The sequence below is a fragment of the Thermococcus sp. CX2 genome (assembly GCF_012027555.1).
In the GTDB taxonomy this organism is placed as follows: domain Archaea; phylum Methanobacteriota_B; class Thermococci; order Thermococcales; family Thermococcaceae; genus Thermococcus.
Map to the genome: position 1 here is coordinate 199,048 of NZ_SNUQ01000002.1, position 15,704 is coordinate 214,751.

General features: G+C 54.8%; 17 protein-coding genes. 12 read left to right on the top strand and 5 right to left on the bottom strand.

Annotation, left to right across the window (positions count from 1 at the left end; all coding sequences use genetic code 11):
• Complete coding sequence (gene nurA, locus E3E23_RS05285) at positions 1–1,335, top strand: DNA double-strand break repair nuclease NurA (RefSeq protein WP_167906983.1); 1,335 nt, start codon at positions 1–3, stop codon at positions 1,333–1,335.
• 16 nt (positions 1,336–1,351) lie between these two features.
• Here nurA and E3E23_RS05290 read toward each other — a convergent pair whose 3' ends face one another.
• The gene (locus E3E23_RS05290; protein WP_240920747.1) at positions 1,352–3,301 is read right to left on the bottom strand and encodes a hypothetical protein; all 1,950 of its coding nucleotides are present in this window, start codon (positions 3,299–3,301) and stop codon (positions 1,352–1,354) included.
• A gap of 86 nt (positions 3,302–3,387) precedes the next feature.
• Here E3E23_RS05290 and E3E23_RS05295 point away from each other — a divergent pair, with 86 nt between their 5' ends.
• From E3E23_RS05295 to E3E23_RS05325, 7 genes are all read left to right on the top strand, one after another.
• The gene (locus E3E23_RS05295) at positions 3,388–4,404 is read left to right on the top strand and encodes an iron ABC transporter permease (protein WP_167906985.1); all 1,017 of its coding nucleotides are present in this window, start codon (positions 3,388–3,390) and stop codon (positions 4,402–4,404) included.
• Complete coding sequence (locus tag E3E23_RS05300; protein WP_167906987.1) at positions 4,401–5,120, top strand: ABC transporter ATP-binding protein; 720 nt, start codon at positions 4,401–4,403, stop codon at positions 5,118–5,120. The genes E3E23_RS05295 and E3E23_RS05300 overlap by 4 nt, the downstream gene beginning before the upstream one ends.
• A gap of 46 nt (positions 5,121–5,166) precedes the next feature.
• Positions 5,167–5,769 (top strand): archaeal proteasome endopeptidase complex subunit beta, encoded by a 603-nt coding sequence (gene psmB, locus E3E23_RS05305; RefSeq protein ID WP_167906989.1) that lies wholly within the window; start codon positions 5,167–5,169, stop codon positions 5,767–5,769.
• Positions 5,770–5,807: 38 nt separating this feature from the next.
• Positions 5,808–6,902 (top strand): hypothetical protein, encoded by a 1,095-nt coding sequence (locus tag E3E23_RS05310; RefSeq protein ID WP_167906990.1) that lies wholly within the window; start codon positions 5,808–5,810, stop codon positions 6,900–6,902.
• Positions 6,899–8,044 carry a threonine synthase gene (thrC, locus tag E3E23_RS05315; RefSeq protein ID WP_167906991.1) on the top strand — a complete coding sequence of 382 codons (1,146 nt, stop codon included), beginning with the start codon at positions 6,899–6,901 and terminating at the stop codon, positions 8,042–8,044. The genes E3E23_RS05310 and thrC overlap by 4 nt, the downstream gene beginning before the upstream one ends.
• A gap of 400 nt (positions 8,045–8,444) precedes the next feature.
• Positions 8,445–9,791, top strand: coding sequence for a cyclic 2,3-diphosphoglycerate synthase (locus tag E3E23_RS05320; protein ID WP_167906992.1), 1,347 nt, complete (start codon positions 8,445–8,447; stop codon positions 9,789–9,791).
• Between the two features lie 62 nt (positions 9,792–9,853).
• On the top strand, positions 9,854–10,108 hold the full coding sequence (locus E3E23_RS05325) for a PLDc N-terminal domain-containing protein (protein ID WP_167906993.1): 255 nt from the start codon (positions 9,854–9,856) through the stop codon (positions 10,106–10,108).
• 166 nt (positions 10,109–10,274) lie between these two features.
• Here E3E23_RS05325 and E3E23_RS05330 read toward each other — a convergent pair whose 3' ends face one another.
• The 3 genes from E3E23_RS05330 to E3E23_RS05340 form a co-directional block, all read right to left on the bottom strand.
• Positions 10,275–10,688 carry a secondary thiamine-phosphate synthase enzyme YjbQ gene (locus tag E3E23_RS05330; protein WP_167906995.1) on the bottom strand — a complete coding sequence of 138 codons (414 nt, stop codon included), beginning with the start codon at positions 10,686–10,688 and terminating at the stop codon, positions 10,275–10,277.
• A complete protein-coding gene (locus tag E3E23_RS10065; protein WP_371807522.1) occupies positions 10,639–10,872 on the bottom strand; it encodes a VanZ family protein in 234 nt (77 codons plus the stop codon). Before E3E23_RS10065 ends, E3E23_RS05330 begins: the two co-directional genes overlap by 50 nt.
• Positions 10,873–10,964: 92 nt before the next feature.
• A complete protein-coding gene (locus E3E23_RS05340) occupies positions 10,965–11,855 on the bottom strand; it encodes a thiamine-phosphate synthase family protein (RefSeq protein ID WP_167906999.1) in 891 nt (296 codons plus the stop codon).
• 120 nt (positions 11,856–11,975) lie between these two features.
• Between E3E23_RS05340 and pyrB the strand changes: the two genes are divergently transcribed.
• Genes pyrB through E3E23_RS05355 form a run of 4 tightly spaced genes read left to right on the top strand, consistent with a single transcriptional unit; the run spans position 11,976 to position 15,103 of the window.
• On the top strand, positions 11,976–12,902 hold the full coding sequence (gene pyrB, locus E3E23_RS05345; RefSeq protein WP_167907001.1) for an aspartate carbamoyltransferase: 927 nt from the start codon (positions 11,976–11,978) through the stop codon (positions 12,900–12,902).
• Positions 12,903–13,037 carry a hypothetical protein gene (locus E3E23_RS10070; protein WP_256366232.1) on the top strand — a complete coding sequence of 45 codons (135 nt, stop codon included), beginning with the start codon at positions 12,903–12,905 and terminating at the stop codon, positions 13,035–13,037.
• Positions 13,038–13,493: an aspartate carbamoyltransferase regulatory subunit gene (pyrI, locus tag E3E23_RS05350; protein ID WP_167907003.1), complete on the top strand. Its 456-nt coding sequence runs from the start codon at positions 13,038–13,040 to the stop codon at positions 13,491–13,493.
• Between the two features lie 47 nt (positions 13,494–13,540).
• Complete coding sequence (locus E3E23_RS05355; RefSeq protein ID WP_240920762.1) at positions 13,541–15,103, top strand: D-glucuronyl C5-epimerase family protein; 1,563 nt, start codon at positions 13,541–13,543, stop codon at positions 15,101–15,103.
• Here E3E23_RS05355 and E3E23_RS05360 read toward each other — a convergent pair.
• Positions 15,080–15,673, bottom strand: coding sequence for a hypothetical protein (locus E3E23_RS05360; protein ID WP_167907007.1), 594 nt, complete (start codon positions 15,671–15,673; stop codon positions 15,080–15,082). The genes E3E23_RS05355 and E3E23_RS05360 overlap by 24 nt on opposite strands.
• Positions 15,674–15,704 lie beyond the last annotated feature (31 nt).

The window sequence follows — 15,704 nt, forward strand, 5'->3', positions numbered from 1 at the left end:
ATGAGCTACAGGCTGATAGACAGGGCCAGCGTGGACAGGATCAAGGCGATGCTCCAGAGGGGCTACGCGGAGGCACAGAACAAGCTAAAAGATATAGAGTGGCGTGAGCTTCCCAAAGAGAAGGTCAGAAGTAGGGTTTACGCCGTTGATGGGAGCCAGGGAAAGCAAAGGCTCAGCGGGACTATATTCTACGCCGTCTCATCCTATGCCTTTGGCAATGGTCCTGCCTACAGGCTCGTTTATACCAACGCGATGCTCTACAACCAGGGAATTTCAGATCAGATTATCCGCCTTCAGATGGAAACGCTTGAGAACAAGCTCGGCTATTTGGCAGGGGAGCTTGGGAAGGTTGACTACATTATGATGGACGGAACGCTGACCGGCTCGCTCACGAGGCCGCCGGTTTATCCGGAGAGCGTCAAGGGAATAACGACGATAAGGAACGCCCTCGGCGAAGAAGGTCTGGAAAAGCTCGTGGAGCGCTTTTTGGGAATGCTCGACGAACATTACTCTATACTTATAGAGAGGTTGGGGAGTGGAGAAAAGGTAAACGGCGGAGTTATCCTGGCCGACGAAAAGCTCTCCGAGTTTGAGGAGTTCTACAAAGCGATGGAGGGCTATCCAGTCAGAGACTTCGCGGGAACTCTTCCCCGGAAGGTCAGCATCTCCAAGGGTACGTTAGAAGCTTATCTGGAGGGCAAGAAGAGCGCAGACGAGATTATGAGGGAACTCCTGAGCGAGTACGGTGAGGAGAAGGAGCTAACCCTCGAAGATGCCCGCAACGCCGTCCACGTCGTCCTAGGCTACCTCGAGTACCTCTACTCCCTCGAGAAGCTCCTTCAAAGGAACCTTGTTTACATCGCCAAGAGCTTCTACAACAGAAAGATAACCGGGAAGCTCGGCATAGATATCGTCGACGTTCCGTATCTTGATGCCTATCTACGGAAAAGGTTCGGGGAAGAGATTGCTGGCTACTACATAATAACCCAGGGAGGGAATCCAATAAGCCACCGCATGCCGAAGGTTCTGCAGAAGTACTTCCCAAAGGTGGAGAGCTATATCGAAAACGGCGTGGCAATGGCCTACATCAGAACCATGAAGGGCGGCGTTATATACCTCCTCCAGAGCAACCGCGAGATAAACGACGAGCTCCTGAGCAGAATCCTCTGGCACGAGAGCAACGGCTACTTCAGACCCCTCCAGAGGGCGCACGAGGGAGTGAAGATCGAGAAGAGGGCCTTCGAGGCTGAGCTTGCTGCCCTGCTGAACATAATCAAGAGGGAATCACCGGAGCTTAGGGTCTTTCTCAAATACGGAAGAAGTCCGCTGGAGTAAAAGCAGAAAAAAGGCGTCAGGAAACCGCCGCGCTGAACTCCGCGAGCAGCTCAGCGTAAGCCGGGTCCAGACCCTCCAGGTAGGCTTTTATTTTTCTACTCGTTCCCCACCTGTCCTGCCCGGCCAAGACGATGACGACCTGTCCCTCGACCCAGACGTCGGTCTTGATGAACATCCCGGCCTCGCCGTCGATTATCGCATTCTGCTCCTCCAAGCTTAGAGCCTGCTGCACGTAGGAACCAACGCCGTCGTAGGCCTCCGGGCCGCCGAGGATTACAACTATCGGGCTTTCTTTGTAGGCCTCGAACTCGTTGGCGGTGACGCGCTTCACAGAGAGGCCAAGGGTCTCAAGCTGGGAAGCGAGCAGGTCCCCTCTTATGTCCCAGTCTATATCGTTGGCGAGCACGACGACCTCAGGGGTCAGAAGCGGCTGGTAGTCCATCGTCCAGTTGATAAGCTCCTTGAGGACGGAGAATTCTGCATCTCCTCCAGCTTCAAGCTCGAGGGAAGTGTAGACGGCCCTGTATTCGCCCTCTCTCACCAGTATACCGCCGCTGTAATCCTCGGTGTAGGCAAGGAGCGCTGGCAGGTACTTCCTCACCGCGTGGAGGAGCCTTATGCGCTCCAAGACCGGCCTCTCAAGAGTCAGATTGACGGACGAGTCCCCAAAGCCCAGGGAAATGCCGTCGTCCGAGAGGCTCATCCCGGTGAGGATTTCGGCTAGGGGCATAGAAGCCGCGAAGGAGAAGTTGAACGTCAGCCCGGTCAGGTTGGCCATGCTCTGTCCCATCTCGCGCATCCTCAAGCCGTTCTCATTGGCAAAGCGCATCACGCTCCTCTTCGCTACTCCGAACTGGAGGGATGGGAGGACGTACTGCCAGCCGGCGGCAGAATAGACGTTGGTCTCGAGCTTGCCTCCAGCGAACGGGCCGTCCCTCGAAAGGACGAGGAAATAGCCCGTACTGATGTAGGGAATTACAGCTGGAACATCAGTCAGGTTAAAGACCTTCCTGGCGCTCTCCGCTATGGGAAGAAGCTCAAGGCCAACCATCTTTGCAAGGCTCGGCTCTTCCCAGCTCTCGAGGCTTCCGATGTGCTGGGGGTTCGAGGCATCGAGGAGGCTTCCGTGGGTAACTATAAGGCCCGCGTGGTTGGCTTTGAGGTAGCCCTCGAGAGCAACCATCTCGTCAGCTGAGAGGCCCCACTCGGGAAGCCATAGGTTGGAGAGGATTATCACCTCGGGCTTGAACTCGCCGAGGGCTTCAATGAGCTCCCCGGGAGAGACGATCCGGATGTTGTAATCCTCAGAGAGCATCTCCCAGTGGTGCTCGCTCAGCATCCAAGGGCTTATTTTTGTCAGCGGCTCGGCTATGGCCTCGTAGTCGGAGAGGTTGTAGTGGTAGAACTCGCGGGAGCTGTTGAACTGCTCAATGAGCGAGGATAGAGAGCGCTCGAAAGCCATGGTCTCGACGGATGGATCAACGATGAGAATCTTTGGCCCGAAGGGATTGACTACGTAGTAGGCATAGACAGGGCTGACGGATACGTGGCCCTCAACGTCGGTGACCTCTATCTTGAACTCAATCTTAGTGCCCGGTGCGCCAGCCGGAAGGTTGAACTTGCGGTAGAAGACATAGAAGTTCTGGCTCTCACCGTAGAAACGGTCTATTATGGACTGATAAATCGTCCAGTTCTCTCCGGCTGCTGCTGTCTTTACATAGGCGGGTTTCCATCCACCCCCGTTGATCCTGTAGTATGCCGTGATGTTCTTGATGCCAAAGTCCTCGGCGATGTAGAAGTAGACGGTGTATGTCTCGGAGGGTTCTATGACGAAGCCCTCCGGAACGTTCCCCACGATTATCAAGGGAGGATGCGGGTGTGTGACTATTATTAGCGGTGATGCATACGGCAAAAACGAACCAAGAAGCAGCACCAACACGAGAACTGCTAGGGATGTTCTAATCATAGGTCTCACCATGATATAATTATCGCTTCCAATCTATTTATACCTAACCCGAAAGCTTTAAACGAGTGGACAAATAATCCAGGCTCATGAGGAAGTGGCTTCCGGGGCTGATAGCCCTCTCCCTTATCGCCGGATTCCTCGGCATTTACATCGGATCAGTTAGCATCTCCCCCTCCGACGTCACGGAGAGCGTGGCCTATGGGATAAAATCAATCCTAGCGCGTTTTTTCCCCTCGATAGAGCTCGGGGAAAAGCCAAAGTACTTCATCATCATCTGGGAGCTCCGCCTCCCTCGCGTTCTCCTGGCTTACCTCGTAGGGATAGGTCTGGCATCCGCTGGAGTTGCCTCCCAGGCCCTCTTCAAGAACCCCCTGGCTGACCCATACATAATTGGAGTGAGCGCTGGAGCGGGCATAGGGGCGGCGCTTGCTGCCATATACGCGCCCACCCATATGGGCACATTCGCCCTCGCCTTCGCGCTTCTCTCTGTTTTTGTCGTTTACTCCGTTTCCCGCGTCAATGGTCACGTCCCCATTGATACCCTCCTCCTGGCAGGGATAGCCTACGGCTTCCTCGCCAGCGCTATCACGTGGTACCTCGTCATAAGCCAGGGAGAAAAGGCCCACGTCACCTGGATGTGGCTCATGGGGACGTTCAACGGCACGGGCTGGAAGGATGTCGGGGAGATGTTCGTCGTCGCACTCTTCGGAGTCGGGTTTCTCATCCTGAAATGGCGCGAGCTGAACCTGCTCCTCTTCGGTGAGGAGAGTATAGCCCTAGGCCTCGACGTGAACCTCTATCGGAAGCTCTTTATTGGAGTAATAGCGCTCCTCACGGCCTTCGCTGTCTCAACCGCGGGAATAATCGGATTCGTTGGTCTTGTCAGTCCGCACATAATGCGCCTCCTTCTCGGTCCGAACCACAAAGAGCTCACTCCCGCTTCAGCCCTCTTCGGTGGCGTTCTCCTTGTGGTGGCGGATTTGCTCGCTAGAACCGTTGCTAGGCCGACTGAATTGCCCGTCGGAATCATAACGGCCCTCATGGGCGCTCCCTTCTTCCTCTACCTCCTGACGAAGCACAAGAGGGGGGAGCTGTACTCATGATCCTTGAGGTTAAGCTCTCCTTCTCCTACAGCGGGAAGGAGGTCCTCAAGAACGTCGAGTTCACCACAGAGAAGGGTGAGCTTCTGGCGATAATCGGACCGAACGGCGCCGGAAAGAGCACACTTCTCAAGTCGATGGTGGGAATCTTGAGGCCAACAGGCTACGTGAAGCTCAACGGGACCGACCTGCTCTCGCTGAAGCCAAAGGAGAGGGCGAAGCTGATAACCTACGTCCCCCAGAGCTCCTACCCTGAGTTCGCCTTCACAATAGAGGAGTTCGTCGAGCTCGGAACCTACGCCACGCGCGGGGACATGAGGAGCGCCCTCAAGAGGGTGGGTCTCTGGGAGAAACGGAAGGAGCAGATAACGAACTTAAGCGGCGGCGAGTACCAGCTGGCTCTGATAGCGAGGGCCCTCGCCCAGGGGAGCGAGGTTATTCTCCTTGACGAGCCGACTTCACACCTCGACATTAACCACGCGCTCAGGATAATGGAGCTCCTCCGTGAGCTGAGGGAGGAGAGGATAGTCATAACGGTTCTCCACGACTTAAACCTGGCACTCCGCTACGCCGAAAGGCTCATACTTCTCCACGAGGGCAGGAAACGCTGGGACGGAGCGCCAGATGAGCTGAGTCCGGCCGTTATTGAGGAGGTCTATGGAATCAACGCAAAGATAGTTGAGGTTGACGGAGAGAGGCTCCTGCTCGCAAGCCTCTAGCAAAGGTTTAAAACCTGCCGTGAGAATCAGTCTCAGGGGTGAGAGAATGGAAACGAAGAAGACTGGAACTACCACCGTGGGAATAAAGGTCAAGGACGGTGTCGTCCTAGCGGCCGATACTCAGGCTTCCCTCGACCACATGGTTGAAACCCTCAATATCAGGAAGATAGTCCCAATCACCGATAGGATAGCCATCACAACCGCCGGAAGCGTTGGAGACGTGCAGGCTTTAGCGAGAATGCTCGAGGCGGAGGCTCGCTATTACCAGTTCACCTGGGGCAGGCCGATGAGCACCAAGGCCATGGCCAACCTGCTCAGCAACATACTGAACGAGAACAAGTGGTTCCCATATCTTGTCCAGATCGTCATCGGCGGCTACGTCAATGAGCCAGAGCTGGCGAACCTGGATCCACTCGGCGGCTTGATATTCGACAACTACACCGCGACAGGCTCTGGCAGTCCATTCGCGATAGCCGTTCTTGAGGACGGTTATAAGGAAGACATGAGCATCGAAGAGGCCAAGGAACTCGCAGTGAGGGCCATCAGGACGGCAGGAAAGAGGGACGTCTACACCGGAAGCAAGAAGGTCCAGGTCGTCGTTATCACGAAGGACGGCATGGAGGAGGAGTTCGTCGAGTTCAAGGATTGAACCAAATCCCTTTTTAACTTCCTTCCCAAGTCAGTCTCATGCAGGAGAGAACCCAAAGGTTAATCGCCCTGGCCCTCGTGCTGCTTCTCATTCCCGCCTTTTACGCGGCCGAGAAGGTTACAGTTACTCCCAACGTTGTTCTCGAGCAGGTAAGCGAGATTCTCACCCAGGTTCAGGAGATAAGGAACCTGACCTTCAAAGAAAAGCCCCAGATAATCGTAATCACGAAGAGTGAGGCCCTCGCGATGTGGAAGCCGTCCAAGACAGACGTGGAGAGGATGAGAGTAGAGGAGCTGACCTACAAGATGACCCTTCTCCTACAACCAGACTACCAGTACGTCAAGGAGGAAACCGAGCGCTCCACCAACTGGATAGCGGCAACGGTAGGGGATAAGATATACGTCATCCAGGAGAACTTCCTGTCGAACCTCGACGTGGCCGAAAGAACAATAGCCCACGAGTCAATTCACGTCCTCCAAAAGCAGTGGTTCGACGCGAAGTACGGTGCATACACGCTCGACGGAACACTCGCGATAAGGGCCCTCGTGGAGGGCGACGCCGACCTCGTAGCCGACATCTACTGCGAGCGGAGGGGCATTCCCATCTACAAGATACGCTCGCTAAGCGGCGACCCTCTCACAGACCTCAACATCTTCTCCTACGTCTTTGGAGACCGCTTCGTGAGGTACCTCTATGAGAAGGGCGGCTGGAAGCTGGTGAACGAGGCCTACAGGAATCCCCCAGTTTCAACCCAGCAGGTTATGCATCCCGAGCTATACCTCGAGAACGTGACACCCGTTAACGTGAGCCTGAGCGCCCCAGAAAACTCGCGCGTTCTCCGCGACGACAGGATGGGAGAGTTCTACGTTTACATCCTCCTGAGGAGCCACGGCTATGACAACGAGACCGCGTGGAACATCTCGTCCGCGTGGCGCGGTGATAGACTGCTCCTGACCCAGAACGCGAGCGGCTACACTCTCCAGTGGGAGGTCGTTTTCTCAAACAACGCGAGTGCCATGGCTTTCGGGGAGGCGCTCGAGAAGATGGCCAAGTATAACACCTACGCGAACTACACGATAAGGATAGACGGAAACTCGGTTCTTCTGATAGCGGAAAGGAGGGAAGGTCGTTGAAGCTCAGGTGTACAATCTGCGGCAGGGAGTACGATAAGCCCGTGCAGAGGTGTGAGTGCGGCGAGCCGGTAGAGTTTGAGCTCTTTCATGGGGAACCCTACATAGGAAAGACCGTGTGGGAGCGCTTTTACGACTTCTGGCCGGTCGAACCGGATCCCGAGCTGAGCCTCGGCGAAGGGGATACGCCCCTTGTAAAGTCAAAGCTCGGGAAAGAGCTGGGGATTAGGTTATACCTCAAGAACGAGACCGTCAATCCGACCTGGAGCTTCAAGGACAGGGGGACGTTTTTGGCCATAAGCCACGCTGTCAGGGAAGGTTATAAGGCTGTTGGAACCGTCTCAACCGGGAACATGGCCGCGAGCGTTGCTGCCTATGCTGCCAGGGCCGGCTTGAAGGCCAAAATCCTCGTCTCAGAGAAGGCCAGCAAGGAGAAGCTGAAGGCCGTTTCTGTTTACGGAGCTGACGTGATAAGGGTAAAAGGCGACTACGGGAGGCTCTACTTCGAGAGCCTGAAGCTCGGAGAGAGGCTCGGCGTCTATTTCATGAACTCGGACAACCCCTTCAGGGTGGAGGGCTACAAGGGAATAAGCTTCGAGATAGCTGAAGAGATCACGCCCGACTACGTTCTCATACCCACTTCTTCCGGCGGCCTTTTCAGGGGAGTTGCCAAAGGCTTCACCGAGCTCTTCGCGAGCGGGCTGATAGATAGAATCCCCACACTCGTTGCCGTTCAGGCTGAAGGCTGCTCGCCGATATGCAGGGCCTTCGAGGAGGGGAAGGAAAGGATCGAGCGCTTTGAAAGTCCAAAAACGATAGCCCACGCCATAGAGAACCCCCACCCACCGAGCGGGAACGCTGTCTTGAAGCTCCTCCGTGAAATGGGCGGCCTTTGCGTTACGGTGAGCGACGAGGAAATCATGAAAGCCCAAGCAGAGCTTGCAAGAGAAGGCCTCTTCGTCCAGCCCGCGAGTGCCACTGGGATAGCCGCGCTGAGGAAACTCAGGGAAAGCAGAAGAATCGAGGAAGGGGCAAAAGTGGTCTCAATACTTAGCGGGGCGGGGCTTAAGACCCTCGGCCAGCTTGACATCCGGGACGTTAGAGAGTGCCCGCTCGAAAAGCTCGACGAGTGTCTCAAAACCTAGACATGAACCATTTCCTCCAGTTCTCCCTGCTTCCCCCGACGGAGTCTCCGATATTCCCCGGGTCTTCGCCTAAGAGGAAGCGGTAGAGGGCGTGAACGCTCGCCGTCCACTTAGCGCCCTCGCCGAGAACCTTAACGACGCACTCTTGACCACGTGGAGGGTGGTGTGAGTTCTAACCTCAACTGGCTTCATAAGGCACCCTAACAGGTTGGAATGTATGTTTATTAAAGCTGCAGGTAAACTGAAACGGGGATTATCCAGCGGAGCTTGAAAGTTTTTCAGTGCACTAACGCCCCGCTCGAATAATAACCGCAAGGAGCTTGCATCATTAAACAAAAACTGTTATAAATGCCAAAAACAAGACATTAGTGCCAAATTAAAAACTTTTGAGGTGGTCAACATGGCCGAAAAGAAAAGAAAGAGGGTACTCATTCTCGGTGCCGCCGGAAGGGACTTCCACAACTTCAACGTCTTCTTCAGGGACAACCCCGAGTACGAGGTCGTTGCCTTCACCGCAACCCAGATTCCCGACATAGAGGGCAGACTCTACCCACCCGAGCTTGCCGGCGAGCTCTACCCGAACGGAATACCGATATGGAGTGAGGACGACCTTGAGAAGATAATCAAGGAGCACAACATTGATATCGTTGTCTTCGCCTACTCAGACGTCTCCCACGAGCACGTTATGCACCTCGCCTCTCGCGCTCACTCCGCTGGCGCTGACTTCTGGCTCCTCGGTCCAAAGAGCACCATGCTCAAGTCCAGCAAGCCGGTTATAGCGGTTACCGCCGTCAGAACTGGCTGTGGAAAGAGCCAGACCTCGAGAAAGGTTGCTCAGCTCCTCCAGGAGATGGGCTACAAGGTCGTCGCCATAAGACACCCGATGCCCTACGGCGACCTTAGGAAGCAGATCGTCCAGCGCTTCGCCAGCTACGAGGACCTCGACAAGCACGAGTGCACCATCGAGGAGAGGGAAGAGTACGAGCCCTACATCGACAGGGGCATGATCGTTTACGCCGGAGTTGACTATGAGAAGATCCTCCGCGAGGCCGAGAAGGAGGCCGACATAATCCTCTGGGACGGCGGAAACAACGACTTCCCGTTCTACGAGCCGGACCTCTGGATAGTCGTTACCGACCCGCACAGGCCTGGCCACGAGCTCAAGTACCACCCAGGTGAGACCAACTTCAGGGCTGCTGATGTCATAATCATCAACAAGATAGACACCGCCAACAGGGATGACATCCAGAAGGTCAGGGAGAGCATCGAGAAGGTTAACCCGAACGCCATCGTCATCGACGGCGCCTCACCGCTCTACGTCGACAAGCCCGAGCTCATCAAGGGCAAGCGCGTTCTCGTCGTCGAGGACGGTCCGACCCTCACCCACGGCGGCATGAAGTACGGTGCCGGTTACATCGCCGCCAAGAAGTACGGAGCTAAGGAAATAATCGACCCGAGGCCCTACGCCGTCGGCTCAATCATCGAGACCTACAAGAAATACCCGCACCTCGACGTCATCCTCCCGGCCATGGGCTACGGCAAGAAGCAGATCAAGGAGCTCGAGGAGACCATCAACAGGGCCGATGCCGATGTGGTCGTCATAGGAACCCCGATCGACCTCAGGCGCGTCATGAAGCTCAACAAGCCGGCCGTCCGCGTCAGGTACGAGCTCGAGGAGATCGGCGAGCCGAAGCTCAAGGACATCCTCAAGGAGTTCGTCGAGAAGTGCGAGAAGCTCAAGAAGTGAGCTTCTCAATTCATTTCCGGAACTTTTTTATTTATTAAGGTCGTATAAGCTCCGGTGATGATATGGAGGAGATGATTTTCTTTGCAGGATTCTTCTGGATATTGGCTCTGATAGCACTGGCGGCTACGATATGGGTTATCTACGACGTCTTCGTCAACCAGAAGGCGATGCCTGACATCGAGAAGGTGGTCTGGGTTCTTGTGGCGCTGTTCCTCGGCTGGATCGGCGCGATAATCTATTACTTCGTCGTCAAAGCGAGCGGCAAGTACGAGAGGCCACCAGAAGAGGAAACGCCCGATGAGCTCAAGGTATATTAACCCAAAACCTTTTAGGCATGACGCCTAACTATCCCTGCCCGGGGAGCACCGCCGAAGGCGGAGTCAATGAACTTGGGCGGGTTATTACCCCCTTTATAAATTGTGAAAACGGTTCTTCTTAAGATTCATAAATGGTTGAAAAGCGGGAGTTCCCAGCCTGTATAAATCACTCACCCAAGACCTGAACTATCACCCTTCTCCTCCTCGGCCTCACGTCCAGCTCGACGAAAAATATCTGCTGCCATATCCCCCGGACGAGCTTTCCATCAACCACAGGAAAGCACTCGCTCGCCCCGAGGAGCGTGGCCCTTATATGGGAGTGGGCGTTGTCGTCGATTCTGTCGTGAAGGTAGCCCTTGCCTTTGGGTATGAGCTCTCTCAGGGCCCTCTTGAAGTCCTCCAAGAGACCTGACTCGTGCTCTATCGTAACTATCGCCCCAGTAGCGCCGGGAACGAAGACGAGGACCTGGCCGTTCTTTATTCCCGACTCCTCGACAATTCTCTCGACCTCATGAGTTATGTCCACGAGGTCAATCTCGCCCTTCGTTGGGAAGTGAAGCTCCTTCGTGACGACCTTCATACCACCACCCAAGGAGAACTCCAAAGCCAAATCCTATTAGATTTGCGGCCATGTCGTAGGGCGAGAAAGTCCTGCCCGGGACGAATAGCTGGAGAAACTCGAGAAGGAAAGGCAGGGGGAGGAGGTAAAGGAAAGCAGACCATCCGAGGAAACCCAAAATGACGAACTCCAAGAAATGGACCACCTTATCACCGTGGGCAACGGGGGCAGAGGGTGTTCTAGGGGAGAGATTGAGAATGAAAAGCAGAAGGATATAAAGGACGAGTAGCTTCCGCCTCAAAGGCCATTCACCAGCCTCTTGAGCTTCTCCACGACCTCGAAGGGATCCCTCCCAAAGAGATAAACCACAGGCTCAACTCCAAAGCCACCCTCGTCCACCACGGCATCGTGGGTTCCATCCCTGAATGCATCTGCGATTATCTTGACGGCCTCGTCTTCCCCCAGCCCCCCGGTCTTAACCCTCGCAACGTTGAAACCCGCCCTTTCCAGGGCTAATTCAATGTCACTACCATAACGTATGTTCAGGACGCTCCTGACCTCTGGCCGAACCTTTCCAAGTTCCACGAGTATGCCAGCGGTGAAGCTGCTCGCGCCGAACTCGGGTGGCAAAGCGAAGGCCTTCCCCTTAACTGCCGTGATTCTCCCCGGAATGGCCGCGACGTCCTCAGAGCCTCCAGGGTTTGGAAGGGAATACGCGAAGTTGCTCCTGACCTCTGGAATAAGCGAGGGGAAAGCCTCGTTTCTGAGAAGCTCGTTAAGGGCCAAGTTAAGTCTCTCCAGTATCTCACCCCTCGTGGGTTGAGCTGAAAACAGCGACCTGCAAGCTTTCTCACTTATCCCGGCGTATTCTGAATAAAACCTGCACAGAAAACCGCTCTGGAAGAGTTCGAAGAGCCTGCGGGAGGTCAAAACTATGGCGTCCTCTTTAGTTCCACCGAAGAGGATTAGCTTCGACACTTCGGAGGCGAGCTTTTCGAGCTCATCGGCGACCTCCTTTGGGGGAACCTTGTATTTCCCTGCAAGATACTTGCTCACCATAGCCTGGGTTATGCCGAGATACCCAGCTATCTGGGCCTGCTTCATGCCACTCTTATAAAGGTTCTCAGCTATCTTGGCCCTGATGAAAGGCATGAGCTCCTCGGCAACGTAGAGGCTCGGCGTCCTCATAGCATCACCCTAAAACCTAGTTATTGAAGATTCGAACTGGGGTTTAAAGCGTTACTGTCAACAAGTTTATGTCAAAAAAATGTTTAAAAACCCATCGATTTTTACATTGGAAGGGCACTTATGGAATGGAAAGGACGCGACGTGATAAGCGTTAGGGACTTCTCCAAGGAGGACATCGAGTTTGTTTTGAAGGTTGCCGAGAGGCTCGAGGAAGAGCTCAACGAGAAGGGCTCGCTGGAGTACGCGAGGGGCAAAATTTTGGCCACCCTCTTCTTCGAGCCCTCGACCAGAACGAGACTGAGCTTTGAGAGCGCCATGCACCGCCTCGGAGGCTCGGTCATAGGCTTCTCCTCTGCATCGAGTACTTCAGTGAAGAAGGGAGAAAGCTTAGCTGACACAATAAAAACCGTTGAGCAGTACAGCGACGTCATAGTGATAAGGCATCCAATGGAAGGAGCCGCACGATTAGCGGCCGAAGTGGCGGATATTCCCGTCATAAACGCCGGGGATGGAAGCAACCAGCATCCCACTCAAACGCTCCTCGACCTTTACACTATAAAGCGCACCTTCGGAAAAATCGACGGCCTCAAAATAGGCCTCCTCGGAGACTTGAAGTACGGGAGAACCGTCCACAGCCTGGCTGAAGCTTTAGCATTCTACGATGTGGAGCTCTACCTCATCTCGCCGGAGCTTCTGAGGATGCCCAAGCACATCGTCGAGGAGCTCAAAGAGAGGGGTGTAAGGGTTCACGAGACGACCGATTTGGAGGGAACCATCGGAGAGCTCGATTTGCTCTACGTAACAAGGATTCAGAAGGAGCGCTTCCCAGACGAGCAGGAGTACCTCAAGGTCAAGGGAAGCTACCAGGTGAACTGCTCCCTTCTCAAGAACGCCAAGGAAGGCCTGAAGGTCATGCACCCGCTCCCGAGGGTGGACGAGATTCACCCAGAGGTGGACAAGACTCCCTACGCGCTCTACTTCCGCCAGGTCTTCTCGGGCGTTCCGGTGAGGATGGCTTTGCTCGGATTAACGTTGGGGGTGTTATGAATGGCCTCGTTAACCAAGCATCCCCCTCAGAACATATGGAGTGGGGATGCGTTTGAGGGGGAGCCCGTAGTGGAGACCCCCGAACTTCCGCCAGCGCTTGCGAAGGCAAGGGCTGAAGTCCTGGGGGTGCTGTGAATGGCCGAGCTCAAGGTTACCGCGATTAAGGAAGGAACCGTTATAGACCATATTCCGGCCGGAAAGGGCCTCAAGGTCATCGAGATACTCCGCCTAAACATGCCTAACGGGGGAGTTTTGCTCCTTGCCTCAAACGTCCACAGCAAAAAACTCGGCAAGAAGGACATCGTCAAGGTTGAAGGCCGCTTCCTGAGCGAGGAGGAGGTCAACAAGATAGCTCTGATAGCCCCAACGGCCACCGTAAACATAGTGAGGGACTACAAGGTGGCTGAGAAGTTCAAGGTCGAAATTCCTGAGGAGATAAGCGGAATCCTCCGCTGCGCCAATCCCAACTGCGTCAGCAACCACGAATACGTTACTTCGAAGTTCTACGTCGTCTCAAGGGAACCTCTGAAAGTGCGCTGCCACTACTGCGAGAGGACGATGGAGGAAAGTGAGATTCTGAGCAACCTCTGAGAAATGCTTATAATCTCTGCCCCCTTTATTTTTTAATTGTGAGTGGTATGAAAAGAGCCATCGCTGCGTTAGTAATTGCGTTCATTCTCATCGTGAGCATAGCCGGATTCGTTTACAGGGGGAGCCCATCAAAGACAGGCCCCATCGGAATCCGGATCACAAAAAACGAGGAGGACGTTAGGATATACGCAATGATCGAAAACGAAAACGCCGCCTTTGAGATGGCTCTTTTTAATATCGAGATTGGTGATGCAAAGATAAACAAGACCAACGTTCCGATGCTGGCTTACATCGGAGCGCCCGGGAGGGTTGTGTTCAAGATTAAAGGCTGGGCAATCAACTGGAACGGCGTTGAATTCGACGTCAGTGGAAAAGTAACCGTAAGCACAGAGGCCGGAAAGACCTACCTGATAACGCTGGAGCCCGTCCACGAGCCGGGCATCTTTGTTATGAGGCTCGACGAAAAGTTCAGCGGCGTCATCGGCTGGGACGTACCGACCACCATATTTCTCGATGATTCCACAGCCGTAGGGGATATCCTCGCGCGGGCAGGCTTTCCCACCGAGCTCACGGTCAACAAAGAGCTGAGGGAGAAGTACTTTAACTTATGGAAGGAAACCGGGAACCTGAGCTACCTCCAGGCATACAGAGATTTAAGCTACCACATCAAAACACTCGGCCTGATGGCCAAGCTTGGCAGCCTCCATGGGCCCGCAGTCAGGACTCTAGTCCTAGGCCTCAGGGCCACAGATTATTACTACGCCCACTGGAGCGAGCCGGGAAGGAAAGACATGACCATTGTCTTCTTCAATGACTCCCCGTATTACGGGGCACTCAAAGTCCCTGACGGCCCGATGTGGAGCAGGCTGCCGTTCATCTACTACACCGCGAGGGGCTTCAACTTATACCCGGTCTCGGCACTCCACTGGGCCCAGATATACTACGAGAGAGGCGATTACGATGCCATGCTCGAAATCCTGGACGAGCTTCTTCCGTTCGCCACCCACGGCACCTACAACGACACTGAATACGCGGTCTTCCACATCTATTTCCACTTCCAGAACGCGAGCGTCCCGTGGGTTTCAGGCTACGCCCAGGGCATGGCAGCAGGGCTTTACGCACTGGCATACAACCTCACTGAAAACGAAACTTATCTCGAAACCGCGAGGCTCTTCCTGAACTCATTCGACCTCCCGCTCGGTCAGAACGGCTTCGTTGTCCAGACGAAATACGGCCCCTGGTACCTGGAGTACAACTACTACCCCAGTGAACTCGTTCTGAACGGCCACATAATAGCTCTCCAGGGGCTGTACCACTACTGGAAAGTCACAGGCGACGAGAGGGCTTACGACCTCTTCTGGAAGGGCGCGATGAGCGTCAAAAAAGCCCTGCCCGATTTTGACACCGGGGACTGGAGCAGGTACGCGAGCATCTACGACTCCTCGAGCGAGTTCTACCACAGGCTACACATAAAGCTCCTCGTCTGGCTCTACGTGAAAACAGGTGCCGAGATCTTCCTGGAGTATGCGGAGAAGTGGAACGAATACCTAAAAGAAAGAGGGCTAAAGCCAGAGAACATCCCCCGGCTACTCAAGGATATGGGGAAGTGACCTCAACACGGGCAGCGTTGCCGCCAGGCCCACGAAGACGTCTATGGCGCTCTGTACGGCGTTCGGCAGGCCGATAGCAACCCAGAAGGGCACGTGGGTCCACTCCTCGACGGTCTGAACCACGAGCTCCCTGGGGACGCCGAGCCATATCGGGAGGGCGTAGTAGTAGTTGAGCGCGAGCATGAGGGGTATCCTGATGGCTATTCCAGCGAGAAAGCCAAGGATGGCAAAGAGGATGACCTTCTCCGTGGAGGCATTCTCAAAGTCGAAGCGCGTTATTCTCCTGGAGATTTCAAGGCCTATGAGAACGGCCAAAGTCGCGGTGGCCTTCATGCTGGCTCCGAGCCAGCTTGAGGGGGAGACTATGCTCAGCCCAACGAAGAGCAGGAAAACCGCAACGAGACCGCCCATGAACCCCGTGAGGAAGTAGGCCATCACTACTGGAACCGCGACGAGGTCTATCTTCATGCCCCACATGGTGGGCATCTCTATTGGCATGACCTCAAGCATCAGCGAAAGACCGAGCATCATTCCGATTACCGCTATTTCCCTTGGCGTAAGCTTCCTCATGTTCCCCACCGCAGGGAGATTTGTTCCAAGA